Raw genomic sequence first — 25,482 nt, 5'->3', positions numbered from 1 at the left:
CCTCCCGCCGGATTTTGCGCGCGGCGCGCGGCCCGCCGCGGTCGCCGGCCGGTCGTCTGGCCCATGATTGCGGCGGATCGCGTCGCGGTCAACCTGAGCCTCGGCGCCAGCCGACCGCGCCGAACGCCTCGATCCAGCCGCGCAGCGCCTTGAAGTCCTGATGCAGCTGCTCCAGCGCGAAGCCGAGCGCGAACAGGCGTTCGAGATCATCGACGCCGAGCGCGCGCATATGGCCTTCGGCGCGATAGGCCGCGATGTCTTCGTCATAGGCGGCGAGCGCCGCCTCGAACGCGTCGAGCGAGGCCGCCGGGCCGCCGGCGAGCGCGCCGGCCGACGCTTCAAGAAAGCCGCCCCCCTCGGCCGAGACGCGGTCGATCCGGCCGCTCAGCGTCTCGCGCAGCCCGCCGGGCAGCGGTTCGAGCACGGCGCGCCCGATGATGACAAGATCGTGACGCAGCCGCAGGAGCACCGGCAGCAGAGGCGCCAGCGCATGGCCTTCTCCGCGCGCGAGCCGTTCGCGCCGCGCCTCGTCGATGAAGATTTCGAGCCGCGCCAGCGCTGGGCCGAGCCCCTTCTGGATGTCCGAGACGCGCGCAAGGTCGAGCGGCCCGGCGCAGCCCGCGAGCAGCTGCCGCAAAACGCCCGCCATGCGCCGCAGCATGGCGGCGGCGTGCTCGACGCTCAGCGCCTGGGCCCGCGAGGGCAGCACGAAGAAGGACACGAACAGCGCGACAAGCCCGCCGAGCAGCACTTCGATGACGCGGAACACGGCGGATTCGAGCGGCGTGGCGTGAATGATGGTCGGCGCGAGCAGGACCATGACGGCGGTGAAGGGCGCCGAAGCGAAGCGCGGCCACAGCGCCGCCAGCAGCGCCACCGGCGGAACGCCGACGGCGAGGATGACCAGATAGCCGGCCTGCCCGCCATGCGGGACGGTCGCGGCGACGAACCCGCTGAACAGGGCGCCGCCGAGCGTGCCGGCGAAATAGTCGAGCGTCGCCTTGACCGAGCGGCCGAGGCTCAGCTGCGACATGATGGTGGCGGTGAGCACCGTCCACAGCACCTGCGGCACATGCAGCAGCAGGGACAGCGCATAGGCGAGCAAGGCGGAGACCGTGACGCGCACGGCGAGACGCAATTCGGCGCGATGCCCCCGCGTCCACTGGCGCGCCGCGCCAAAGGCGCGCGCCGGCTTGTTCATGCGGGCCTCGTCCATGGCTTCGCGCTCCGCTCTCCCGATCACAGAGCCTTTAGACGAGGACGGGAGCGCAGGCGAGCGCGGACGCTGCGGTTTTGGCGCGAAGGCCAGGCTGCGAAGGGTCAAGCCGCGGAGGGTTTAGCCGCGACGGTCAGGACGCCACGGCGCGCGCCCCCCGCCCGCGCAGTCCGGGCGCACCGCGGCCGCGCCAAAAAGACGGCGGCTCAGGCCGCCTTCTGCTTGGGCTGCACTTCGGCCGAATAATCGTCGATCATGGCGCGCGACAGCGCGCCGGGCGAGAAACGGTAAGGGCCGATCTCGGCGACCGGCGTGACCTCGGCGCCGGTGCCGCAGATGAAGCATTCCTCGAAGCCTTCGAGCTCGTCGGGCATGATGCGGCGCTCGACGACCTCGATCCCGCGCCGGCGCGCGAGCTCGATCACCGTGCGCCGCGTGATGCCGTCAAGGAAGCAGTCGGCGATCGGCGTGTGCAGCGCCCCCTTCGAGACGAAGAAGATGTTGGCCCCGGTGCATTCGGCGACGCGGCCCTGCCAGTCGAGCATCATCGCGTCGGCGTAGCCGCGCCGCTCGGCGCGATGCTTCGAGATGGTGCAGATCATGTACAGCCCGGCGGCCTTGGAGCGGCAGGGCGCGGTCATCGGATCGGGGCGGCGGTATTCCGCGACGTCGAGCCTGACGCCCTTCATCTTGGCGGCGACGTCGAACATGCTCGGCCAGTCCCAGGCGGCGACGGCGACATGGATCTTCGCGTGCTGGGCCGCGACCGCCATCATCTCGCTGCCGCGCCAGGCGACGGGACGGACGTAGCAGTTCGAGAAATTGTTGCGCGAAACGACCTCGGCCTTGATCGCGTCGAGCTCGGCCGCCGAATAGGGAATCGAGAAGTCGAGCAGTTCGGCCGAGGCGCGGAAGCGCTCCGAATGCTCGGTCGACTTGAAGATGCGCCCGCCATAGGCGCGCTCGCCCTCGAACACGCAGGAGGCGTAGTGCAGCCCGTGCGACAGCACATGCAGGCGCGCGTCCGCCCATGGCGTGAAATCGCCGTCGAGCCAGATGAAGCCGTCGCGCTGATCGAAGGGCAGAACCGACATTGACCTTTGTTCCTTAAAATCTCGCGGGCGCGACGCCCCGCCGCAAAATCCTGCGGGCGGACCGCCCCGCCGCGCACGCCGTCCTTGAAGCTGCGACGCCAGTTTAGACAAAAACCCTCCTTTGGAAAAGTTTTACCATTGCGGCGCTTGCGCCGGGCTTGCGCGCGCCGCGCCGGCGCCCAAAGGGCGATATTGACCGCGCGCGCGGCCTGCGGGACAGTATGGCCCGGAGGGCGCGGCATGAATCACGCGGCGCGGGACCTTCGACCAGGAGCGCGCGGAACGGCCGGAGACGGCGACGGCCGGCGGCTTGGCGAGGAGGACGCCGATTTCGAACTCATCGAGCTTTTGTTCTTCGCCTATCGCGATTTCGTGGCCGACGCCGACCGCCTGCTCGAGGCGTTCGGCTTCGGCCGGGCGCACCACCGCGTCCTGCATTTCGTGAGCCGCAACCCGGGGCTCTCGATCGCCGAGCTTCTCGACATCCTGAAAATCACCAAGCAAAGCCTCAACCGCGTGCTGAAGGACCTGCTCGATCAGGGCTATGTCGCCGCCGAGCCTGGCGAGCAGGACCGCCGCCGCAGGCGCCTCTACGCCACGGCGCGCGGACGGGCGCTGGCGCTTGAGGCGGCGCAACGCCAGTCGCGCCGCTTCCAGCGCGTCTTCGCCGCCCTGCCCAAGGACGCGCGCCCGCGCGCCCGCGACTTCCTTCTCGCCATGATCGACGCCGCTCCCGTCGACCCGCGCGCGGCGCGAACGCCTGCGCCGCCCGCGCCGCGACGCGACAGAAAGGCCAGCCATGCCTGACGAGCCCGCCCGACGCCCGCCCCCGGCCGACGACGCCGCCCATCTCCTCGTCGTCGACGACGACCGGCGCCTGCGCGCCCTGCTGTCGCGCTACCTGACCGACCAGGGCTATCGCGTCACGACGGCGGGCTCGGCGGCGGAGGCGGCCGCCTGCCTGAAAAGCCTCGCGTTCGACCTGATCGTGCTCGACGTGATGATGCCTGGCGAGAACGGCTTCGACTTCGCCGCGCGGCTGCGCGCCGAGACCGGCGATCTCGGCCTCGTGCCGATCCTGATGCTGACCGCCAAGACCGACGCCGAGGACAGGGTGCGCGGCTTTGAGCTCGGCGTCGACGACTATCTCGGCAAGCCCTATGAGCCGCGCGAGCTCGCCCTGCGCGTCGCCTCGATCCTGCGCCGCGCTCAGCCCAAGGCCGCGCCGGGCCCGGTGACGCAGGTGCGCTTTTCCGATTTCTGCTTCGACCTCGACCGCGGCGAACTGCGCCAGCGCGACGAGGTGGTGCGCCTGACCGACCGCGAACGCGAGATGCTGCGCCTGCTCGCCGAGCACGCCGGCGAGACGGTGCCGCGCGAGGCGCTCGCGGGCTCGGGCGCGGCCGGCAACGAGCGCACCGTCGACGTGCAGGTCAACCGCCTGCGGCGCAAGATCGAGCGCGACCCGGCCAATCCGCTGCATCTCCAGACCGCGCGCGGCGCAGGCTACCGCCTGCTGATCGACCGCTGAGCCTCGCCGCGGCGGTCGCTACAGCGGCGGGCCGAGGCGGCGGCAGAGCGCGTCGAGCTGGTCGAGGCTCTGGTAGGAGATGCGCAATTCGCCGCGCTCGCCCTTGCCCGCGATCGTCACCTTGAGGCCGAGATTGGTCGACAGCGAGGATTCGAGCGCGCGCGTGTCGGCGTCCTTGTCGCGCTTCCCGGCGGCTTTGGCTGGCGCCTCCTCGCCCGACTGCGCCTGGACGATGCGCTCGACGTCACGCACGGACAGCCCTTCCGCGACGATGCGCTGGGCGAGCCGCTCGGCGTCGTCGCGGCCGATCAGGGCGCGGGCGTGGCCGGCCGTCAGGGCGCCCTCGGCGATCAGCGCGCGCACCGACTCCGGCAGCTTGAGCAGCCGCAGCGTATTGGCGACATGGCTGCGGCTCTTGCCGATGATTTTTGCAAGATCGGCCTGTGAATAGGAAAATTCCACGCCAAGCCGCTCATAGCCCGCCGCCTCCTCGAGCGCGTTGAGATCGGCGCGCTGCACATTCTCGATGATGGCGAGTTCGAGCGCCTCGGACTCCGTCGCCTCGACGGCGAGAATGGGCACCTCATGCAGTTCGGCGCGCTGCGCCGCGCGCCAGCGGCGCTCGCCGGCGATGATCTCATAGGCGTCGACGACGCCTTCGAGCGCGCGCACGAGGATCGGCTGGATGACGCCCTTTTCGCGGATCGAGGCGGCGAGGTCGTCAAGTTCGGCGTCGTCGAAATTCTTGCGTGGATTGCGCGGATTGGGCCGCAGAAACTCGATCGGCGCCTTTTTCGCGCCGCGCGCGCGTGGCTGGGCGGCGTCCTCGCCCTCGCCGATCAGCGCTGCGAGGCCGCGTCCGAGGCGCGGCCGGCCGTCGTCTGGTCTCGCCATTTTCGACATCGCCTGCTCCACGCCCGCGCCGCGCGCAGGCGTTAAGGTAAATGAAAGATTACGCCGCCCGATACAGCCGCTCGCGCCGGATGACCTCGGAGGCGAGCTTCAGATAGGCCTGGCTGCCGGCGCATTTGAGATCATAGAGCAGCACCGGCTTGCCATGCGACGGCGCCTCGGTGATGCGGATATTGCGCGGGATCACCGTTTCATAGACCTTTTCGCCCAAAAAGCCGCGCACGTCGGCGACCACCTGCGACGCGAGGCTGTTGCGCGAGTCAAACATGGTTAACACGATGCCGTGAATGGTCAGCCGCGGGTTGAGCGTGGCGCGCACCTGATCGACCGTGGCGAGCAGCTGCGACAGGCCCTCGAGCGCGAAGAACTCGCATTGCAGCGGCACCAGCACGCTGTCGGCGGCGGTCATGGCGTTCATGGTCAGGAGATTGAGCGAGGGCGGGCAGTCGATCAGCGCATAGGTGAATCGCTCGCCGGGCTCAAGCTTCTGCTGCTGCGCATGAAAATTGGCGAAGGCGTTCTTGAGGCGGACGGCGCGATCCTTTTGCGTGGCGATTTCGAGCTCGACGCCCAGCAGGTCGAGCGTCGAGGGTGCGATGGCGAGGCCCGGCACGCCGCTCGGCAGCAGCACGTCCTTAAAGCCCTCCTCGCCCATCATCACGTCATAGGTCGAGGCGGCCCTGTTGCGCCGGTCGACGCCGAGCCCGGTCGAGGCGTTGCCCTGCGGGTCGAGATCGACGAGCAGCACCCGTTCGCCGATAGCGGCGAGCGCGGTGCCGAGATTGATCGCGGTCGTGGTCTTGCCGACGCCGCCCTTCTGGTTGGCGAGAACGAGAATCCGCATGTCTGGCGGCGGAGCCATGAAAACTCCCGCGTCGGAGCAAGGGGCTAGTGCGCGGCGTCAGACGGAAGGGCGCGCGCCCCGCGTTTGCGGATGAGAACGATGTGCGCGGAGTGGAGCGTGAGGCTCGGCGACGCGTCGATGAAATATTTATCCGTCGCGTCGATTTCCGTCAATTCCGCCGGCGCGCTCGCGCCCTTGGAAAACACGCCGACGGCGCCCTGATCGAGAAATTTTTCGGCATAGGCGAGGAGTTTCGGCAGCGACGCGAGCGCCCGCGCGCTCACCGCGTCAAAATGCGCGTCGAGCTTTGGCGTCACAGCCTCGATGCGTCCGCAATGGATCGTGGCGCGCGCGCCTGTTTCACGTGAAACAGTCCGCAGAAAGGCGCATTTGCGCTGGTCCGATTCGATCAGATGAACATCAGCCGCCGGATCGTCGGCGTAGCGGATCGCGGTGACGAGGCCCGGAAAGCCGCCGCCTGAGCCAAGGTCGAGCCAGCGCCGCGCCGCGGGCGCCGCGTTCGACGTCTGAAGCGAATCGGCGAAATGGCGCGTCCACATGTCGTCGAGGGTCGAGGCCGCGACGAGATTGATCGTCCGGCTCCATTTGCGCAGCAGCGCCTCATAAAGGCGCAGCCGCTCGACGAAGACCTCCGGCGCGCCGGCGAAGGCCAGCGGCGGCTTTGCAGCCGATGCGCGGTTCATGACGCCAGGCGGGCGAGCCGAAGCCGCGCCGCGAGCAGGGTCATGGCGGCAGGCGTCATGCCTTCAATCCGGCTCGCCTGGGCGAGGCTTTGCGGGCGCGCCTCCATCAGACGCGCCCTGACTTCATTGGAAAGGCCGGGCATGGCCGCATAATCGACGTCGGACGGAATGGCCATCGCCTCGTCGCGCCGCGCCGCCTCCACGTCACGCGCCTGCCGTTCGAGATAGACGGCATATTTGGCGTCGATCTCGACCTGTTCGGCGACAGCCGGCGCAATGGCGTCAAGCTCAGGCCAGATGCCGGCGAGCGTCCGCAGCGTCACATCCTGCAAGGCGAGCAGGTCGAAGCCGCTGCGGCGCTGGCCGTCCTGGTTGACGGCGAGCCCATGGCGCGCGGCCTCGTTCGGGGTCAGCCGGCGCGCTTCGAGCAGGGCGCGCGCCGCCGCGAGCGCCTCGGCCTTGCGCCGAAAAGCCTCGGCGCGCGCCTGCCCGACACAGCCGATTTCGAGCCCCGCCGGCGTCAGTCGCTGGTCGGCGTTGTCGGCGCGCAGCGACAGGCGATATTCGGCGCGCGAGGTGAAGACGCGATAGGGTTCGCTCACGCCCCGGCAGACGAGATCGTCGATCATCACCCCGAGATAGGCTTCGGACCGCGCAAACAGGCGCGGCGCGGCGCCGCCCGCCCGCGCCGCCGCATTGAGCCCGGCGACAAGCCCCTGGGCCGCCGCCTCTTCATAGCCGGTCGTGCCGTTGATCTGGCCGGCGAGGAACAGCCCCGGCAGACGCTTTGTCTCAAGGCTCGCCGACAGCTCCCGCGGGTCAATAAAATCATATTCGATCGCATAGCCCGGCTGGAGCACGCGCACATGGGCGAGGCCGGGGACAAGACGCAGGAAAGCGTCCTGAATCTCGGCCGGCAGGGAGGTCGAAACGCCGTTCGGGTAGACGGAATCGTCGTCGAGCCCTTCGGGCTCCAGAAAGATCTGATGGCTCGGGCGGTCGGAAAAGCGCGTGACTTTATCTTCGATCGAGGGGCAATAGCGCGGCCCGCGGCCCGAAATGGCCCCGGAATAGACCGGCGATCGGCCGAGGTTCTGGCGGATCACCTCATGCGCCGCCTCAGTGGTGGCGGTGATGAAGCAGTCGACCTGCCGGTTCTCGATGCGGCGCGTCAGGGTGGAGAACGGCTGCGGCTCGTCGTCGCCTGTCTGGCGTTCGAGCGCGGCCCAGTCGATGCTGCGTCCGTCGAGGCGCGGCGGCGTTCCGGTCTTGAGCCGGCCGAGGCGGAAGCCGAGACGCTCCAGCGTCTCGCCGAGCCGCACCGAGGGCTTTTCGCCGATGCGGCCCGCCGGCGTGCGTTCCTCCCCGCGATGGATCACGCCGCGCAGAAACGTGCCGGTCGAAATGACCACGCTGGGGCAGGCGAGGACGCGCCCGTCAAGCGTTATGACGCCGGCGACGGCCCCGCCCTTGACGATGAGATCCGCCGCCTCGCCTTCAAGAACATGAAGATTCGCCGTCGCCGCCAGGGCGGCCTGCATGGCGGCGCGGTAGAGCTTGCGGTCGGCCTGGGCGCGCGGCCCCCGCACGGCGGGCCCCTTGGCCCGGTTGAGCAGCCGGAACTGGATGCCGGCGGCGTCGGCCACGCGGCCCATAAGGCCGTCAAGCGCGTCAATCTCGCGCACGAGATGCCCCTTGCCCAGCCCGCCGATCGCCGGATTACACGACATGACGCCGACGCTGGCGTGCGACAGCGTCAGCAGCGCGGTTTTCGCGCCCCTGCGGGCGGCGGCGGCGGCGGCTTCACAGCCGGCATGGCCGCCGCCGATGACGACGACATCAAACTTCTCGGTCATGGATCTTAAGCAGCCGCTCTCTCAAGGTGGCGCGACGCCCGCTTATAGCGGTTTTTTCGGCGCCTGTCCGCCGCGCCTGTTTCACGTGAAACATCATTTGCCGATGCAGAAGCGGGAGAAAATATCGCCAAGCACGTCTTCGACATCCACACGGCCAATCAGCCGCTCCAGCGCGAACAGCGCCTGCCGCACATGTTCGGCGGCGATTTCTTCCGGCAGGGCCGGGCCTTCGAGCAGCGGCCGAAGGGCGTGGGCCGCGTCGGCGACGGCGCGGCGATGGCGCTCGCGGGTGATCAGCCCCTCGCGTCCGTCGCCGCTCGCCTCCTCCGCGAAGCGCGTCAGGCGCTGAAGCAGAGAATCGAGATTGCCCCCGGTCGCGGCGCTGAGCGCCAGATCCGCGTCAACTGGCCACGGTTGCGGCGCGAGATCGGCCTTGGTCAGAACGCGCCAGACCGGGCCTTGAAGCCGCGCGTCGGGCGGCGTCGGCGCGGCGGCTTCGCTCAGCCACAGCGTCAGATCGGCGCGCGCGGCCCTTTCGAGCGCCCGCGCCACCCCGATCCGCTCGACCCTGTCGCCCGTCTCCCGCAGGCCGGCCGTGTCGATCAGGGTCACGGCGTAACCGCCAAGATCGAGCGCGACTTCGATTGCGTCGCGCGTCGTGCCGGCCTCCTCCGACACGATGGCCACGTCGCGCCGCGCCAGAGCGTTGACCAGCGTCGACTTGCCGGCGTTGGGCGGCCCGGCGACGACGATGACGAGCCCTTCGCGCAGGCGCTCGCCGGCCTTCGCAGCCTTGAGTTCGGCGTCAAGCGCGGCGACGACCGGCGAAAGCAGACCGGCAAGCTCCAGCTCGGGCGCGGCCGCCACCTCGCCCTCGTCGGAAAAATCGATGCGCGCCTCGATCCGCGCCGCCGCTTCAAGCAGGGCCGCGCGCCAGCCCGCCGTCTCGCGGCCCAGCGCGCCCTCGGTCTGGCGCAACGCCTGGCGGCGCTGGCGCTCGGTCTCGGCCGCGACGAGATCGCCGAGACCTTCGATCTGGGCGAGATCGAGCTTGCCGTTCATCAGCGCGCGGCGGGAAAATTCGCCAGCCTCGGCCGCGCGCATCCCCGGACAGGCGGAAAGCGCCTCGATGAGCGCGGCCACCACCGCCCGCCCCCCATGGGCATGCAGCTCGGCGCCATCCTCGCCGGTGAAGCTCGCAGGCCCTTCAAAGAAGATCACGAGGCCGCGGTCGATCCTTTCGCCGCTTGCGGGGTTCTGGAAGTCGGCCAGCACGGCGCGGCGCGGCGCGGGCAGCCGGCCGCAGACGGCCTTGACAATGGCGGCCGAGGCCGGTCCCGATAGACGCAGCACCGCCACGGCGGCGCGGCCGGCGCCCGAGCTCAGCGCGAAGATCGTGTCGCCGGAGCGGCCCAGAAGCGCGGTCATCAAGGCCCCTTTCTTGCTGGCGACCGGCCGTTCGCCCTCTCCGGCGCGCACCGGGAGCCAAAACCGGACATGCCGCGCCCGCGCGGACCGAAAGATGACGAAGGATGCGTTCCATGCCAGCCAATGAACTCGCGCGGGCGGCGAGCCCCTATCTTCTCCAGCACGCCGACAATCCGGTCCATTGGCGCATGTGGTCGGAAGCCGCGCTCGCCGAGGCCCAGGCGCAGGACAGGCCGATCCTGCTGTCGATCGGCTACGCCGCCTGCCACTGGTGCCATGTGATGGCGCATGAAAGCTTCGAGGATGAAGCGACCGCCGCCGTCATGAACGAGCTGTTCGTGAATATCAAGGTCGACCGTGAGGAGCGGCCCGACATCGATCATATCTACATGCAGGCGCTGCAGGCGTTTGGCGAGCGTGGCGGCTGGCCGCTCACCATGTTTCTCACGCCCAGGGGCGAGCCCTTCTGGGGCGGCACCTATTTTCCAAAAGTCGAGCAATATGGCCGCCCCTCCTTCGTGACCGTGCTGCGCACGGTGGCCGAGGCCTACGCCAAAGAGCCCGGGCGTATCGCCGCCAATGTCGGCGTGGTCAGGCGCAACCTCGCCCGCGCCCCGGCGGCCGGAAGCTTCGAGCTCTCGCTCGGCCAGCTCGACCATATCGCCGAGCAGCTCGTCACCGCCATCGACACGGTGGACGGCGGGCTGCGCGGCGCGCCAAAATTCCCCAACACGCCGGTCCTCGAATTCCTGTGGCGCGCCGGCCTGCGCACGGGCAAGCCGGCCTATATGCAGGCCATGCGCCTCACCATGGAGAAAATGTCGGAAGGCGGCATTTACGACCATCTCGGCGGCGGCTATGCGCGCTATTCGACCGACGAGCGCTGGCTCGTGCCGCATTTCGAAAAAATGCTCTATGACAACGCCCAGATCCTCGAATGCCTCGCGCTCTGCTTCGACGCTTTCGGCGACGATCTGTTCCGCACGCGCGCGCGCGAGACGGTCGGCTGGCTGACGCGCGAAATGACCCATGACGGCGGCGCCTTCTGCGCCGCGCTCGACGCCGATTCGGAAGGCGTCGAAGGCAAGTTCTACGTCTGGAAATGGGACGAGATCGTCGGCGCGCTGGGGCTCGAGGACGCGCGGTTTCTGGGCAGGTTCTATAACGCCGGACCGATCGGCAACTGGGCCGACGCGCATTATCCCGAGGGAATCACCGTCCTCAACCGGCTCGAGTCGACGCGCCCGACCGACGAGGAGGAGGCGAGGCTCGCGCCCCTGCGCCAGAAGCTGTTCGCGCTCAGGCAGACGCGCGTGCGTCCCGGCCTCGACGACAAGATCATGGCCGACTGGAACGGGCTGATGATCGCGGCCCTCGTCAACGCCGGGACGCTGATGGGCGAGCCGGCCTGGCTCGGCCTTGCGGCGAACGCCTATCAATTCGTCGCCTCGACCATGACCTATGAGGACGCGGCCGGCGCGCGCCGTCTCGCCCACAGCTGGCGCGCCGGCGTCTTCGTCAAGCCGGGGCTCGCGCTCGACTACGCCGCCATGGCCCGGGCGGCGCTGTCTTTATATGAAGCTCGTCATCTTTTTGACGCGCCCGCCCCGCGCGATTATCTCGCCGACGCGCAAAGCTTCATGCGGACGCTCGACTCGCATCATCTTTCGCCCGAAACCGGCCTCCTCGCGATGGCCGCGAGCGACGCGGGCGACGTGCCGCTGCGGCTCGCCCCGACCGCCGACGACGCCATTCCCAACGCCCATCCGGTCTATCTCTCGGCGCTGCTGCGGCTTGCCGGCGTTTCGGGCGAGGACGCGCCGCAGCACCGCGCCGACGCGCTGTTCGCCGCGCTCGCGCCGTCGATCCGCGAGAACATCGTCGGCCACGCCGGCGTGCTCAACGCGCTCGACCTGCGGCTGCGGGCGCGCGAGATCGTCACCGCCGGACCGCGGCGGCGCCCGCTCTATGAGGCGGCGATGAAGACGCCCTTCATCGACCGCATCGTCATGGACGTCGACCGGCCCGAGGCGGTGCCGGCCGGCCATCCGGCGCAGGCGCAACAGGCGGCGGCGGGAGAGGCGGCGGCCTTTGTGTGTCAGGGGGGCGCCTGCGCGCCGCCGGCGCGCGACGTCGAAAGCCTGCGCGCCCTTTTGACGGAGCCGGCGGGCGCCGGGGCCTGACGCCACGCCATTTGAATTGTGCGTCATGAGATTTCTGACCTTAAAATGACGCACGATGAAAATAGACGACATTCCCGCGTTCACAAGAAGCTTTGCGGGTCGACGTCGACCGTCACCCTGACGCCGCCGCGCTGCGGCGGCCCGGCCTTCAGCAGCGCGCTCAAAAAGCCCTGCAGATCGGCCGTGCGCGGCGCGCGCGCGAGCAGCCTAAAGCGGACGCGCCCGCGCAGCACGGCGATCGGCGCCTCGGCCGGCCCGAGCAGGGCGATTTCATCCTCGCCCGCAAAAGCGCCCGGCGGCGGCAGTCGCCAGCGGTCGGAGGGCGGCAGCTCATGCGCCGCCCGCGCCAGCGCCCGCGCGAACCGCTCGGTCGAGGCCGCGTCGTCGCCCGAGACGATCAGCGCGGCGAGGCGCCCGAACGGCGGCAGGCCGGCGCGCGCGCGCTGGCCGATCTCTTCGGCGTAAAAGCGCTCGCCGTCGCCGGACAGGATGGCCCGCATGACGGGATGTTCGGGTTGCCAGGTCTGGGCGAAGGCGCGGCCCTGCCGCTCGAACCGCCCGGCGCGGCCCGTCACCTGGTTGAGCAGCTGAAAGGTGCGCTCGGCCGCGCGCGGGTCGCCCGAGGTCAGGCCGATGTCGGCGTCGATCACCCCGACGAGCGTCAGCAGCGGAAAATTATGGCCCTTGGCGACAAGCTGCGTGCCGACGACGATGTCGCAGTCGCCGCGCGCCACGGCGTCGAACTCGGCCCGCGCCTCGGCCGGCCCACTGAGCGCGTCGGACGATAAAATCATGACGCGGGCGTCGGGGAACAGCGCCGCCGCCTCCTCGCCGAGCCGCTCGACGCCGGGCCCGCAGGCGGTCAGCGTCTCGGCCGCCCCGCAATTGGGGCAAAGCTCGGGGCGTGGCTCGGCGTGGCCGCAATGATGGCACATCAGCATGCGGCGAAAACGGTGCTCGACGAGCCAGGCGGTGCAGTTCGGGCACTGGAAGCGGTGGCCGCAGGCGCGGCACAGGGTCAGCGGCGCATAGCCCCGCCGGTTGACGAACAGGAGCGACTGCTCGCCGCGCGACAGCGCCCCGGCCATGGCCGAGACAAGCGTTGGCGAGATGAAGCGCCCGCGCGGCGGCGGATGCAGCCGCAGGTCGATCGCCTCGATCTTCGGCGTCGCCTGGCCGCCGTGGCGCGCGTCGAGCCGCAGGCGGCGGTAGCGGCCCTGGTCGGCGTTGACGCGCGTCTCGACCGAGGGCGTGGCCGAGGCCAGCACGACCGCGCAGCCTTCGAGCCGCGCCCGCGCCACCGCCATGTCGCGGGCGTGATAGGCGACGCCGTCCTCCTGCTTGTAGGCGGCGTCATGCTCCTCGTCGACGACGATGAGGCCGAGGGTCGAGAACGGCAGGAACAGGGCCGAGCGCGCGCCCACCACGATCTTCGCCTCGCCCGTGGCCACCGCGCTCCAGGCGCGGGCGCGGCGGGCCGGCGGCGCGCCCGAATGCCATTCGACCGGCTCGGCGCCGAAGCGCGCGGCGAAACGCGCGACGAACGGCGCGGTCAGCGCGATCTCGGGCATCAGCACGAGCGTCTGGCGCCCGGCGCGCAGGGCGCTGGCGACGGCCTCCATATAGACTTCGGTCTTGCCAGAGCCGGTCACGCCTTCGAGCAGCGTCGCCTCGAAGCCGCCGGCGGCGACGGAGCGCGACAAGGCCCCGGCCGCCGCCGACTGGCCGGCCGAAAGCGTCGGCGGGGCGAACTCGGGGTCGGGCGCGGGCGCGGCCGCAGGCGACGACAGACGCTCAAGCGCCAGCGCCCCCTCGCGCAGCAGGCCGTCGACGACCGAGGCCGAAACGCCGGCCTCGCGCGCCAGCGCGGCCTTGCTCTGGCGCGGCGTGCGGCGCGCGGCGTCGAGCGCGCGCGTTCGCGCCGGCGTCTCCCTGCGCGGCGGCGCGCCCGTGGCGACGAGGCCGAACCGCTCGGCCTCGCGCGCGGCCGAAAAGGGCGCGCGCATGGCGAGCCGCAGCGCCATGCCGCGCGGGCTCAAGGTCCAGCGCGCGACGAAATCGACAAGGTCGCGCAGGGGTTTGGGCAGCGGCGGCAGGTCGATGCGGGCGCGCACGGGCTTGAGGTTGGAGCCGCCCGCAGGCGCCGCGCGCGCCGCCCAGACGACGCCGGCGGCGCGGCGGGGGCCAAGCTCGACCTCGACGAAATCGCCCGGCGCGAGGCCGAGGCCGGCCGGAGCGTGATAGGAATAGGCCGTGTCGAGCGCGACCGGAACCAGCACGTCGACGATCTGCGCCGCGGCGCCTGCGTCCGCCCCGGCGCCTTCGGGCTCAATGTCCGGCGTCGCCGCTCTCCCTGCGTTTTGAGCGCGCATACATGTTGAGGCCCTCGACGAGGCCCGAGAAGGCCATGGCGGTGTAGATATAGCCCTTGGGGAAATGGAAGCCGAAGCCTTCGGCGATCAGCGTCGCGCCGATCAGCAGCAGAAACCCCAGCGCCAGCATGACGATGGTCGGGTTGTGGTGGATGAAATTGGCGAGCGGGTCGGCCGCGAGCATCATGGCGGTCACGGCGGCGAGCACCGAGATGATCATGATCGGCAGATGCGGCGTCATGCCGACCGCGGTGATGATCGAATCGAGCGAGAAGACGATGTCGATGACGAGGATCTGCGTCACCACTCCGGCGTAGGAGCTCGCCACGCCGACGCTTTTTTCGCCGGGATCGTCCGGGTCGACCGAATGATGGATCTCGGTCGTCGCCTTGTAGACGAGGAACAGGCCGCCGGCGATCAGGATCATGTCGCGCCACGAGAAGCCATGGCCGACCGCATGGAACACCGGAGTGGTCAGGCGGATCAGCGTCGAGATCGTGAACAGCAGCAGGATGCGCATCACGAGCGACATGGCGATGCCGAAGCGGCGCGCGCTCGAGCGCCGCTCCGGCGGCAGCTTGTTCGAGATGATGGCGATGAAGACGAGATTGTCGATGCCGAGGACGACCTCCATCACGATCAGGGTCGCGAGCGCGAACCAGGCCGCGGGGTCAGCGGCCAGCGCCAGAAGATTGTCCATGGGTCGGTCTTTCAGCTCCGTGGGGCGCTAGAGCGCTTGGCGTTCATCGAATCGCGAACGCGCTGCAACATCTTGTTTCTACGCATTTTTCTTAATGTAAAAGTCTGCGGCTTCTACTGAAAATGCGCTAACGGACGCGCCGCGCGGCGCCGCTCAGCCCTTTTCATATCCGAGCGCGACGCGGATCTTGCGCGAATAGCCGTAGACGTCCTCGAACGTCAGCAGCCGTCCATAGGCGTCGACCTTGGCGGTGAAATATTCGAGATGGATCGGCAGCGGCCGCGCCAGATTGACGTAGCGCTCCTTGTCGCCGCCGATCAGCTTTTCGAGCCGCTCCTGCGTCCAGCCCCGGCCGAGCACGGTCTCGGCGAAGCTCATCGGCTCGTCGACGCGCACGCAGCCATGGCTGAACATCCGGCGCTCCTCGGAGAACAGCTTGCGCGAGGGCGTGTCGTGCAGATAGACGGCGTAGTCGTTCGGGAACATGAACTTGATGCGCCCGAGCGCGTTGCGCTCGCCGGGCGGCTGGCGCACGCTGAGCCTGCCGTTCTTCCATTCGGCCTGGTAGCCGAGCCGGCGCAGATAATTCGGATCGGCCGCGAGCTTCGGCATCATCTCCTTGCGGATGATCGACTGCGGCACGTTCCAGGCCGGATTGACGATCAGATAGCGCATCGTGTTCGAGAACACCGGCGTCGGCGTCTTGTCCTTGCCGACCACGACGCGATGGCGCGCGACGACGGCGCCGTTCTCGACGACGACGACCTCGAACTCCGGCAGGTTGACCTCGATGCGGCTCGCGCCGAGGTCGCGCGGCGTCCAGCGCCAGCGCTCCATGTTGGCGACGATCTCGCCTTCGACGCGCGACTGCTCCGGCCCTGACAGCAGGACCAGCGTCTTTGGCGTGAGCTGGCCCGAGGACGGCAGGCCGTTCGCCTTCTGGAAGTCGGCGACGGCGCTCGCGACCTGCGTGTCATAGACTTGCGCGTCGCCCCCGGCCGGGCGGCCGTCGAGGCTGAGCCTGGCGCGGATCAGCGGCACGCGCGGATCGCTCATGCCGAGCTTGAGCGTCGGCCCCGGCGGGATCGCCGGCGCCTGCCGGCGCGCCGTCGGCGCGCCGGCGCGGCGCGTCTCGGCGAGCTTGTCGCGCAGCGCCGCATAGCCCGGCTGGGGCGGATTGAAGCCGCGCAGCGCGGCGCCCGCCTGCGCGCCCGCCTCCGACACAAGGGCGAGGGCGAGCGACGGGTCGGCCGCCTCGGGGCGAAGGGCGATCAGCGGCGAGATCGAGCGCGGGTCGACGCGCCCGGCCGACGCCTGCCGCGCATAGGCGACGACGGCGTCGGAGAGCGCGACGTCGGCGGCGGCGAGCTTTGCGGGATCGTCGGAGGTCTGGAACACGGGCGCCCTGACGACCAGCGCGTCTTCGGCGGCGAGCTGGAGCCGCGCCAGCACGGGCTTGACCTCGGCGCGGGCCTCGCCGTTCCTGGTCCAGAGCGGCGCGAAGCCACGCTGGGCGTAGAAGGCCGCGACGGCGTCATGCTCGCGCCGGCGCGTGGCCGGAACGCGGTCGGCGCGGTCCTGTTCGCCGCGCGCCTCGAGCAGGGCCCTGATCGCCGCCCCGGCCGACGCCGGCGCGGGATCGGCGACGGGCGCGGCGGGCGCGGCGAAGCTCGTTTCGGCGGGCGGCGGGGCCGCCGCGGCGTCGGGGGCGGCGGGGGCCGGCGCCGGAGACGGCGCGGCGGCGGTCGGGCGCGTCGCGCCGACCGTCAGCGGGGCGCGGGCGGCGCCGGGCGTAGCCGAAATCTGCGCCGCGTCGCCTGCGCCCGGGGCGATCGCTCCGGTCACGTCTTCGGGCGCCGGCGCGGGCGGTCGCGCCGGGCGGGCGACGACGCGCGGCGGAGCGGGCGGGGGTTTGACCGCGGCCCGCTCCTCGGGACGCGGCCGGGGCGGCGGGGCGGCGGCCTCGGTTTTCGGCGCGCGCCCGGACGCGCGCTCAAGGGGGCGCTCAGGGGCGCGCTCGACGGCGGGCGCCGGCGGAGACGGGCGCACGCCCTGCGGCTGCGCCGGCGCGCCGCCCAGCGCCTGGCCGATGCCCTGAATGATCTGGTCGAAGGCCAGCGGAACCTGCGCCAAGGCCGGGCCCGGAAGAAAGAACGCCGGCGCGGCGGCGAGCGCCAGCGCGACGCGCAGCGCCGGCGCGGCGACGACGTTGGGGGTGCGGCGTGCGGTGTCTCGGGCCATGCCTCTTGATCGCTCCCGTGCCTTTAGGCCGCGCGGCGCCTTCGCCGCCTGCGGCGGAGCGAACGCGCCCTTCTGTAAGACGCCGCAGCCGAAGGCGGAGTTGCGGCGGCGGAGGTTTTTTATGGCGCCTTGCGCCGAAGCGCAAAACTCACGCGGCGTCCGCGTCTTTTTCAGGCGGAGCCCCAGCCTCCCCGATTGCGGCGGGCTCGTCGGCCGCGCCCTGGCCGAGGCCGTAATCCCTGAGCTTCCGATAAAGGGTCGAGCGGCCGACGCCAAGCTTTCTCGCCATCTTCGACATGCGGCCGCGATAATGGCCGAGCGCGAAGCGGATCGCCTCGCGCTCGATCTCGGCGAGGGTGCGCATGTCGCCCTGGTCGTCGAGCAGCGAGAGGGCGCCCGGGTCCTGCGGCCAGAGCGGCCCCGGCTGCGGCGCGTCGAGCGGGACGCGCGCCTCGAACGCGCCGTCGGCCGGCGCGGCGCAGGCCGCGGAAAGGGCGGCGGGCTCGGCCGGCGGCACATGCGGCAGGCGGCCGACGCGCGCGGCGATCGCCGGAAAGTCGGCGGCGCCGATCTGCGCGCCTTCGGCCAAAGCCGCCGCGCGATGCGTCGCCGCCTCAAGTTCGCGCACATTGCCGGGGAAGTCATAGGACTGGAGCAAATTCAGCGCTTCGGCCGAAAGCCCGCGCGAAAACCGGCCGTGCTCGGCGCTGAAGCGGACGCAGAAGCCCTGCGCCAGCGGCGCGATCTCGTCGAGGCGCCGGCGCAGCGGCGGCAGCAGGATCGGCGCGACGGCGAGACGGTAATAGAGATCCTCGCGCAGGCGGCCTTCCCTGACGCGCTCGATCAGATTGCGGCGCGTCGCGGCGACGACGCGCACGTCGACGCGCAGCGTCCGTCCGCCATGAGCGAGCTCGCCCTCGGCGACGAGGCGCAGAAGCCGCGTCTGGGCGGCGTGCGGCAGTTCGCAGACGTCGCCGAGGAACAGGGTGCCGCCCTGCGCCTCGCCGATCCGGCCCATGCGCCGCGGCTCGTCCGGCGCGCCAAACAGCAGGCCCTCGATCGCCTCGGGGGCGAGGCCCGAGCAGCGCAGGCTGACGAACGGCCGCCCGCGGCGCTCCGAGGCGTTGTGGACGGCGCGCGCCAGCGTCTCCTTGCCGACGCCGGTCTCGCCTTCGATCAGCGCCGGCAGGTCGGCGCGGGCGGCGCGCTCGGCGAGGCGCAGCGCGCGCTCCATTTCGGGCGCGGCGCCGAAGAAATCGGCGAAGGAGACGCCCTCCTGGGCGTGGCGCGCGAGACGGCGCACCTCGGTTTCGAGCAGGGCGGCGTTGAGCCCGTTGGCGAGCGCGATCTTGAGCCGTTCGGGCGAGGGCGGCCGCGTCGCGACGTCGAAGGCGCCGGCCTCGAGCGCCGCCGTCGGCGGCTCGCCCTTCGGCGCGAGCGCGACGACGGGCGGCGCGAAGCCCGTGGCGCGCAGGGCGGCGAGCGTCTCGAAGCCCTGCGCGGCGAGGTCGAGAATGACGAGGTCGATCCGGCCTTCGCGCGTCGAGCGCAGCCGCGCGAGGGCGGCGGCGCCCGAATCGAGCGTCTCGGCCGAAAAGCCGAAGCGCCGCACGCATTGCTCGACATGGAGCCGTTCGACGGGATCGGCGTCGACGATGAGAATCTTGGGGGGCATGCGGCCTCGCGCCGGCGCCGCGCCGCCGCGACGGGCGGCGCCGGCTCTTCGATGATCGGGAGACGCGGGGCGAAGCGCCCCGCCTGTGAAGATGCTCGCCGATCAGGGTAAACGCGCGCTTAACGCTGCGGCGGCGCGTAGGTCGGCAGGCTCACGCGGTAGACGAGCATCATGGAGTCGACGTCGAGCCCCGAGGCGTCGGCGTAGTCGACGCCGTTCATGCGGCCGTGCTGCGTGATGAAGTCGTTGTCGGAGGCGACGAACAGAAAATAATCGTTCGGCGCGGCGGGATCCATGACCGGGGCGAGGGCGAGGCTCTCCCATTTTTCGTAAAGGTCGTTGCGGTCGTTGGGCAGGCCGTTGTGCAGGTTGAATTTGGCCAGCTCGGCGGCCTCGTTGACGTCGAGGAATTTCTGATAGGCCGCCGGGGTGATCGCCGGGTCGAGCACGCCCTTCGGCGCGATCGAGCCGCCTTCGGCGTCATATTTCGAGCCGGCGATGTTGGTCGCGCCCGAAATGTCGACGAGGTCGACGCTGCGATAGGTCGAGGCGGGCAGGGCCGCGCCATAGCCCACGCCGCTGTCGCGCGCGAGCACCAGGAACTGATGGTCGTTCAGCGCGAACAGCTCGCTCTGGGCGGCGACGAGCAGCTTCGCCTTGGTCGAGGTCGGGTCCTGATACTGCGGCAGCTGCACCACATATTCGCCCTTGAGCTTGGGCGTGACGCCGGTCATGTCATAGGCGAGCAGGCGGGTGTTGCGCCGCGTCGTCGAGCGCTTGTCGGCGTCAAGATCCTGCATCAGCGCGCTTTGCAGCAGCGCGAACATGGTCTTGCCGTCGGGGCTGAGCGAAAGCCCTTCGAGCCCCTGGTTGTTCTGGCGCCCGACGACGGGCTGGCCCATCGCCGGATTATAGGTCTCGCCGACCGGGGGGCTGTCGGCCGAGAAGCTGTCGACGAGGGCGCCGGCCTTGTTTTTCCGCTTCGGCGCGAAGGCCTCGGGCGGGCGGATCGCCTCGATCAGCATGCCGGTGCCCGAGAAATGATAGACATAGGGGCCATATTCGTCGCTGACCCAGAAGCTGCGGTCCTTCATCAGCACGAGGCCCTCGGCGTCGACCGCGAGCCGGTCGGTCTCGCCGAGCGGGATATGCGGCAGGACGACGCCGGCCGGGTCCTTCTGGCGCGGATAATAGGCGCGCGAGGCGTCAAGCCCGGTCGTCCAGCCATAGGCCCAGAGCAGCGACTTGCGATAGGTCAGCGCGATCTGGTCCTGATTCAGCGTCGGCGCGCCCACGTGCGGCGTCAGGCGGAACTCGAAGCGCTGCGCGCGCGAGCGGTAATTGGTCGTGCCCTGCGTGTTCCAGCCGCGGTCGGGCTGCATCCACACGACGCCCGTATAGGCGCCGTCGGCGCCTTTCTTCCAGGCCGAAAGGTCGAGCGCCATGGACGAGCCGAAGCCGCCGAGCGTCTCGTTATACTGGTCGAGCGCGTTCGAGGCGACGCGGCCGACGCCGACGAGGCCCTTGTTGACGAACGTCTGGCCCTGAAAGACGACCGAGCTTCCGGCGCTGGCCGCGCCCTGAAGGGCGAGAAACAGGAAAGCCGCGCCGGCGCAGGCGCCTGCTTTCCGCTTGAACGAAGACATGGATGATTCCCCCGGGATCGCCGCCCCCCGGCGGCGAAGGGGGAGGGGTTAGCGCAAGGATATGTCGCGCGTGTTACGGGAGGCCTCGCGCCGGTTGATATCTGCGCCCATGCTCCGATATGAAACCCTGACCCCTCCCTCCGCCTCGCGCCGCAGGACGTCCATGCCCAAATCCCTTTCCGCCCCGCCCCGCAGCGCCGCCGAGCCGGCCCGGGCGTCCGGCGACGCCCTCGGCGCCCTGCCGCAATGGGATCTTCGCAGCCTCTATCCCGCGCCGGACTCCGAAGAATTCGCCGCCGACCTCGCGCGCGCCGGAACCGAGGCCAAAGCCTTCGCCGAGCTTTACCGGGGCAAGGTCGAACAGCTCGCCGAGGACCGCACGGGCGCCTCGCTCGCCGCCGCCGTGCGCCATTACGAGGCGCTCGAAGAGCTGCTCGGCCGCGTCATGTCCTACGCCGGCCTCATCTACGCGGGCGACGCCGCCGACCCGAAGAACGCCAAATTCTACGGCGACGCGCAGGAGGCGGTCACCAACGCCTCCGCCGATCTCCTGTTCTTCGAGCTGGAGCTCAACCGCCTCGACGACGGCGCGCTCGAACAGGCGCTGAAGGACGGGCCGCTGTCGCGCTACCGCCCCTGGATCGAGGACGTGCGCAAGGGCCGGCCGCACCAGCTCTCCGACGAGCTCGAAAAGCTGTTCCACGAGAAATCGACCACCTCCTATTCCGCCTGGAACCGGCTGTTCGACGAAACGATCACCGCGCTGCGCTTTGACGTCGACGGCGAGACGCTGACCATCGAACCCACGCTGAACCTGCTGCAGGACCGCGACGAGGCGACGCGCGAAAAGGCCGCGAAGGCCGTCGGCGCGACGCTTGACGAAAATCTGCGCGTCTTCACGCTCGTCACCAACACGCTCGCCAAGGACAAGGAGATCTCCGACCGCTGGCGCGGCTTCAAGGACGTCGCCGACGCGCGGCACCTGTCGAACCGGGTCGAGCGCGAAGTGGTCGACGCGCTCGTCGCCGCCGTGCGCGACGCCTATCCGCGCCTCTCGCACCGCTATTACCGGCTGAAGGCGAAATGGTTCGGCAAGCCGGCGCTGATGTTCTGGGACCGCAACGCGCCCCTGCCCGACGCGCCGCAGCAGCTCTACCGCTGGGACGAGGCGCGCGAGGCGGTGCTTTCGGCCTATGGCGATTTCTCGCCGAAAATGGCCGAGATCGCGCGGCGCTTCTTCGACGAAGGCTGGATCGACGCGCCCGTGCGCCCCGGCAAGAGCCCCGGCGCCTTCGCCCATCCGACCGTGCCCTCGGCGCACCCTTACGTGCTGCTCAATTTCCAGGGCAAGCCGCGCGACGTGATGACGCTGGCCCATGAGCTTGGCCATGGCGTGCATCAGGTGCTCGCCGCCCCGAACGGCGCGCTGATGGCGCCGACGCCGCTGACGCTCGCCGAGACGGCTTCAGTGTTCGGCGAGATGCTGACCTTCAGGGCGCTGCTCGCGCGCGCCAACACCCCGGCCGAGCGGCGCGCCATGCTCGCCGCCAAGGTCGAGGACATGCTGAACACGGTGGTGCGCCAGATCGCCTTCTACAGTTTCGAGCGGCGCGTCCACCTGGAGCGGCGCAAGGGCGAACTCACCGCCGAGCAGATCTGCGGTTTCTGGATGGACGTGCAGGGCGAAAGCCTCGGCCCGGCGATCGAGTTCACGCCGGATTACAGGCCCTACTGGGCCTATATCCCGCATTTCGTCCATTCGCCTTTCTATGTCTACGCCTACGCCTTCGGCGACTGCCTCGTGAATTCGCTCTACGGCGTCTACCAGAACGCCAGCGAGGGGTTCGCCGAGCGTTATTTCGCGCTTCTGTCGGCCGGCGGCTCAAAACCCTATGGCGCGCTTTTGAAGCCGTTCGGCCTCGACGCGCGCGATCCCGCGTTCTGGAACATCGGGCTGTCGATGATCGAGGGCATGATCGACGAGCTCGAGGCGCTCGAAGCGCAGGCCTGAAAGAGACGCGCCGCCGCAGTTGGGGGCTGCGGCGGCGCGTTCTTCAGGCGAGGCGGCGCGAATCCCGCCGCTCCGCCATGAAACTCGCCCGGGCTTGGCCCGCAGGCGTCCGCCGGTTCAGCTCCGGTCGCCCGGATATTTGAACTCGGGCGCGGCCTTGAGCTGCGCCTTGTCGGCGTCCATCACGCCTTTCGAGATCTTGCCGCCGTCATAGCTCAGCGTGATGGCCGAGGGGTCGACCGCCACATAATGCTCGCCCATGCCGAGGAAGCCGCCGACGCCGACGACGAAGGCCTCAAGCCCGTTCTTGCCGAAGACGACGTCCTTGATCTCGCCGATGTCCTCGTTCGACCGGTTGTAGATGTTCGTGCCGATGAGCCGCGAGCTCATCTCGCCGCCCGCCGGAATCGACAGGAAGGCGCCATGGGTCGCGCTGCGGCCCTCGGCCTTGTCGCCGAAAGTATAGCTCGAAACCTTGGTCATATGGTTCGGGCTGACGGCGAGCGTGACCATCGAGCCGGTCTTGTCCTTGGCCTTCACGAGCACGGCGTCATTGATGACCGTGACGTCGGAATAGCCCGCGTCATGCAGGGTCCGCGTGATGTCGGCGTGCGCGGCGGCCGGCGTCTCGGCGAAGGCGAGCGTGGGCGCGAGAAGGGCGGCGGAAGCGAGAAGCGCGAGTTTCATCAAAGCTCTCCTGATTTCATCAATCAGACGCGGGAATGCCCGCGCGCGCCTCTCGTTCCGAACCCTTCCGTAAAATTCGCCGGCGCTCCGGGAGCGGGCCCGATCAGGCCGCGGCGTGGGCCTGCGCATATTCCTCATAGGCCGCGAGCGCGTTCGCCGCATACATCAGCGACGGGCCGCCGCCCATGTAGACCGCCATGCCGAGCATCTCCTCGACCTCGATCTTGGTCGCGCCGAGCTTGACCAGCGCCTCGGCGTGGAAGCCGATGCAGGCGTCGCAGCGGGCGGCGACGCCGAGCGCGAGCGCGATCAGCTCCTTGGTCTTCTTGTCGAGCGCGCCGTCTTTGGTCGCCGCCTGGGCGAGGGCGGAGAAGCCCTTGGCGACGTCGGGCAGGTCGGCGCGGAAGGTCGCGAGGTTCTTCGAGACGCCCTGCGTCAGTTCGCGATAGGAGGAGGAATTGAGGCTCATGACGTCACCGCTTGCAGGTTGAGAAGCCGAAAATGGCGTAGGCCGGGCAATAGCGCAGGAGTCCCGTCGCGAGCGGGACCAGCCCGATCCAGCCCCAATGGCCGATTGCGCCGAAAAGAGTCGCGCCGATCAGTCCGGCGCCGACGGCGATGCGGGCCGCCCGGTCAGGCGCGCCGATATTCGGAGTCATGGCTGAAATCCCTGCTTTGCCTTGGCTTTAGGCGCCCCGCCCGATTGCATTTTGCGCGTGACGCCGCCGCCTTATGGGTATTACACTATCTGAAGACATAATATCTGTAAACATAATATCTGATGGTGAAATGAGTTTGGACGCGGAGTTTTCCGAAGGGCGCGCCCCGCGCGACGGCGCCACGCAGGACGGCGCCATACAGGACGGCGCCGTGCAGGACGGCGCCATCAACGTCGCGGCCATCAACGTCGCGGCCATGAACGTCGCGGCCATGGACATCGCGACGATGCGCGCCGCCGCGGGGCAGGCGGCGACGCTCCTGCGCGCGCTCTCGAACGAGGACCGGCTGCTGCTCATCTGCCAGCTTGTGGAAGGCGAGAAATCGGTCGGCGAGCTCGAAGCCCTGCTCGACATCCGCCAGCCGACGCTGAGCCAGCAGCTCGGCGTGCTGCGCGCGGAAGGGCTCGTCGCCACGCGGCGCGACGGCAAGCGGATTTTCTATTCCGTCGCCGATGAAAAGGCGCGGGCCGTGCTCGGCACGCTCTACGGCCTGTTCTGCCCGGCGCCCGGGACCCGGCCCTGACGCCGCAGCGCGGGCGCCGCGGCGCGCCGCCTCAGCGCACGAAGCCGAGCACGTCCTTGACCGCCTTCATGTTTTCGTCGGCGATCATGCGCGCGCGCGCCGCCCCGTCCGCCAGCACGCCGTCGATATAGCCGGGGTCCGCCGTCAGCCGCTTCATCTCGGCGCCGATCGGGCCGAGCTTGGCCACCGCCAGATCGACCAGCGCCGATTTGAACGCCGAGAACTGGCCGCCGCCAAACGTCTTCAGCACGTCGGCCTTCGTCGAGCCGGTCAGCGCCGCATAGACGCCGACGAGATTGTCGGCTTCGGGCCGCCCTTCGAGCCCGGCCGTCTCGCCGGGCAGCGGCTCGGGGTCGGTCTTGGCTTTGCGCACCTTCTGGGCGATGGCGTCGGCGTCGTCCGACAGATTGATGCGCGAATAGTCGGAAGGGTCCGACTTCGACATTTTCTTCGAGCCGTCGCGCAGGCTCATGACGCGCGTCGCCGGCCCCTGGATCAGCGGCTCGGGCAGCGGAAAGAAGGCGTCGCCGAAGCCGTTCGCCGCGATCGAGGCGGAGAAGTCGAGATTGAACTTCTGCGCCACGTCGCGGGCGAGTTCGAGATGCTGCTTCTGGTCCTCGCCGACCGGAACATGGGTGGCCTTGTAAAGCAGGATGTCGGCGGCCATCAGGCAGGGATAGGCGTAGAGCCCGACCGAGGCGTTCTCGCGGTCCTTGCCGGCTTTCTCCTTGAACTGGGTCATGCGGTTCAGCCAGCCGATGCGGGCGACGCAGTTGAACACCCAGGCGAGTTCGGCGTGGCCCGAGACCTGGCTCTGGTTGAAGATGGCGTGCGCGGCGGGATCGACGCCGCAGGCGATGAAGGCCGCCGTCACCTCGCGGATCGAGGCTTTGAGCTCCTCGGGCTTCTGCGGCACGGTGATCGCGTGCAGGTCGACGACGCAGTAAAGACATTCATGCGAGCGCTGCAGCTCGACAAATTTCACGATCGCGCCGAGATAATTGCCAAGATGCAGGTTTCCCGTCGGCTGGACGCCGGAAAAGACGCGCTCCGGGAATGTCGCCATAACGCTCGGGCTCCTGGCCGGTTGGAAGGCGTGCGCTATCGCAAGCTTTCGCGGCCAAGGCAAGGGGCGACGCG

Annotated in this window: 21 protein-coding genes; 5 read left to right on the top strand and 16 right to left on the bottom strand. The window is 69.8% G+C overall.

The window, feature by feature from the left end; translation table 11 throughout:
* Positions 1-88: 88 nt before the first annotated feature.
* Positions 89-1,216, bottom strand: coding sequence for an FUSC family protein (locus ACILRB_RS05385; protein WP_395665275.1), 1,128 nt, complete (start codon positions 1,214-1,216; stop codon positions 89-91).
* Positions 1,217-1,422: 206 nt separating this feature from the next.
* Positions 1,423-2,310, bottom strand: a complete 888-nt coding sequence (locus tag ACILRB_RS05380) for a branched-chain amino acid aminotransferase (protein ID WP_395665274.1) — start codon at positions 2,308-2,310, stop codon at positions 1,423-1,425.
* 240 nt (positions 2,311-2,550) lie between these two features.
* On the opposite strand from ACILRB_RS05380, the gene ACILRB_RS05375 reads away from it, so the two are divergent.
* Together ACILRB_RS05375 and ACILRB_RS05370 are read left to right on the top strand one after the other, a co-directional pair.
* Positions 2,551-3,117 (top strand): MarR family winged helix-turn-helix transcriptional regulator, encoded by a 567-nt coding sequence (locus tag ACILRB_RS05375; protein WP_395665273.1) that lies wholly within the window; start codon positions 2,551-2,553, stop codon positions 3,115-3,117.
* Positions 3,110-3,841 (top strand): response regulator, encoded by a 732-nt coding sequence (locus tag ACILRB_RS05370; protein WP_395665272.1) that lies wholly within the window; start codon positions 3,110-3,112, stop codon positions 3,839-3,841. The genes ACILRB_RS05375 and ACILRB_RS05370 overlap by 8 nt, the downstream gene beginning before the upstream one ends.
* A gap of 18 nt (positions 3,842-3,859) precedes the next feature.
* Here ACILRB_RS05370 and ACILRB_RS05365 read toward each other — a convergent pair whose 3' ends face one another.
* The 5 genes from ACILRB_RS05365 to mnmE form a co-directional block, all read right to left on the bottom strand.
* Positions 3,860-4,735: a ParB/RepB/Spo0J family partition protein gene (locus ACILRB_RS05365; protein WP_395665271.1), complete on the bottom strand. Its 876-nt coding sequence runs from the start codon at positions 4,733-4,735 to the stop codon at positions 3,860-3,862.
* A gap of 58 nt (positions 4,736-4,793) precedes the next feature.
* Positions 4,794-5,615 (bottom strand): ParA family protein, encoded by an 822-nt coding sequence (locus ACILRB_RS05360; protein ID WP_395665270.1) that lies wholly within the window; start codon positions 5,613-5,615, stop codon positions 4,794-4,796.
* Positions 5,616-5,641: 26 nt separating this feature from the next.
* A complete protein-coding gene (rsmG, locus tag ACILRB_RS05355) occupies positions 5,642-6,301 on the bottom strand; it encodes a 16S rRNA (guanine(527)-N(7))-methyltransferase RsmG (RefSeq protein ID WP_395665269.1) in 660 nt (219 codons plus the stop codon).
* Entirely contained in the window at positions 6,298-8,157 is a 1,860-nt protein-coding gene (gene mnmG / locus ACILRB_RS05350; RefSeq protein ID WP_395665268.1) for a tRNA uridine-5-carboxymethylaminomethyl(34) synthesis enzyme MnmG, read from the bottom strand. The genes rsmG and mnmG overlap by 4 nt, the downstream gene beginning before the upstream one ends.
* Positions 8,158-8,250: 93 nt before the next feature.
* Entirely contained in the window at positions 8,251-9,573 is a 1,323-nt protein-coding gene (gene mnmE / locus ACILRB_RS05345; protein WP_395665313.1) for a tRNA uridine-5-carboxymethylaminomethyl(34) synthesis GTPase MnmE, read from the bottom strand.
* Positions 9,574-9,698: 125 nt separating this feature from the next.
* Between mnmE and ACILRB_RS05340 the strand changes: the two genes are divergently transcribed.
* Positions 9,699-11,768 (top strand): thioredoxin domain-containing protein, encoded by a 2,070-nt coding sequence (locus ACILRB_RS05340; protein WP_395665267.1) that lies wholly within the window; start codon positions 9,699-9,701, stop codon positions 11,766-11,768.
* A gap of 80 nt (positions 11,769-11,848) precedes the next feature.
* Here the strand turns inward: ACILRB_RS05340 and ACILRB_RS05335 are convergent, their stop codons facing one another.
* From ACILRB_RS05335 to ACILRB_RS05315, 5 genes are all read right to left on the bottom strand, one after another.
* Complete coding sequence (locus ACILRB_RS05335) at positions 11,849-14,140, bottom strand: primosomal protein N' (protein WP_395665266.1); 2,292 nt, start codon at positions 14,138-14,140, stop codon at positions 11,849-11,851.
* The gene (locus ACILRB_RS05330; protein ID WP_395665265.1) at positions 14,097-14,840 is read right to left on the bottom strand and encodes a TerC family protein; all 744 of its coding nucleotides are present in this window, start codon (positions 14,838-14,840) and stop codon (positions 14,097-14,099) included. The genes ACILRB_RS05335 and ACILRB_RS05330 overlap by 44 nt, the downstream gene beginning before the upstream one ends.
* Before the next feature lie 153 nt (positions 14,841-14,993).
* Entirely contained in the window at positions 14,994-17,081 is a 2,088-nt protein-coding gene (locus ACILRB_RS05325) for a murein L,D-transpeptidase (protein ID WP_395665264.1), read from the bottom strand.
* 148 nt (positions 17,082-17,229) lie between these two features.
* Positions 17,230-18,756: a sigma-54-dependent transcriptional regulator gene (locus tag ACILRB_RS05320; RefSeq protein WP_395665263.1), complete on the bottom strand. Its 1,527-nt coding sequence runs from the start codon at positions 18,754-18,756 to the stop codon at positions 17,230-17,232.
* A 119-nt stretch (positions 18,757-18,875) separates the two neighbouring features.
* Positions 18,876-20,402: an esterase-like activity of phytase family protein gene (locus ACILRB_RS05315; RefSeq protein WP_395665262.1), complete on the bottom strand. Its 1,527-nt coding sequence runs from the start codon at positions 20,400-20,402 to the stop codon at positions 18,876-18,878.
* A 163-nt stretch (positions 20,403-20,565) separates the two neighbouring features.
* Between ACILRB_RS05315 and ACILRB_RS05310 the strand changes: the two genes are divergently transcribed.
* Positions 20,566-22,413 (top strand): M3 family oligoendopeptidase, encoded by a 1,848-nt coding sequence (locus tag ACILRB_RS05310; protein WP_395665261.1) that lies wholly within the window; start codon positions 20,566-20,568, stop codon positions 22,411-22,413.
* A gap of 117 nt (positions 22,414-22,530) precedes the next feature.
* Here ACILRB_RS05310 and ACILRB_RS05305 read toward each other — a convergent pair whose 3' ends face one another.
* From ACILRB_RS05305 to ACILRB_RS05295, 3 genes are all read right to left on the bottom strand, one after another.
* Positions 22,531-23,100, bottom strand: coding sequence for a PRC-barrel domain-containing protein (locus ACILRB_RS05305; RefSeq protein WP_395665260.1), 570 nt, complete (start codon positions 23,098-23,100; stop codon positions 22,531-22,533).
* A gap of 103 nt (positions 23,101-23,203) precedes the next feature.
* Complete coding sequence (locus ACILRB_RS05300; RefSeq protein ID WP_395665259.1) at positions 23,204-23,569, bottom strand: carboxymuconolactone decarboxylase family protein; 366 nt, start codon at positions 23,567-23,569, stop codon at positions 23,204-23,206.
* A 4-nt stretch (positions 23,570-23,573) separates the two neighbouring features.
* Positions 23,574-23,759 carry a DUF2892 domain-containing protein gene (locus ACILRB_RS05295; protein ID WP_395665258.1) on the bottom strand — a complete coding sequence of 62 codons (186 nt, stop codon included), beginning with the start codon at positions 23,757-23,759 and terminating at the stop codon, positions 23,574-23,576.
* Positions 23,760-24,045: 286 nt separating this feature from the next.
* Here ACILRB_RS05295 and ACILRB_RS05290 point away from each other — a divergent pair, with 286 nt between their 5' ends.
* Positions 24,046-24,342, top strand: coding sequence for a metalloregulator ArsR/SmtB family transcription factor (locus ACILRB_RS05290; RefSeq protein WP_395665312.1), 297 nt, complete (start codon positions 24,046-24,048; stop codon positions 24,340-24,342).
* A 31-nt stretch (positions 24,343-24,373) separates the two neighbouring features.
* Here the strand turns inward: ACILRB_RS05290 and trpS are convergent, their stop codons facing one another.
* Positions 24,374-25,408 (bottom strand): tryptophan--tRNA ligase, encoded by a 1,035-nt coding sequence (gene trpS / locus ACILRB_RS05285; RefSeq protein WP_395665257.1) that lies wholly within the window; start codon positions 25,406-25,408, stop codon positions 24,374-24,376.
* Between the last annotated feature and the right edge of the window lie 74 nt (positions 25,409-25,482).

Origin of the sequence: Methylocella sp. (genome assembly GCF_044226135.1) — a bacterium.
Classification (GTDB): domain Bacteria; phylum Pseudomonadota; class Alphaproteobacteria; order Rhizobiales; family Beijerinckiaceae; genus Methylocapsa.
The sequence above is the reverse complement of the archived record's forward strand: the minus strand, read 5'-3'. Positions and strand labels throughout refer to the sequence as shown.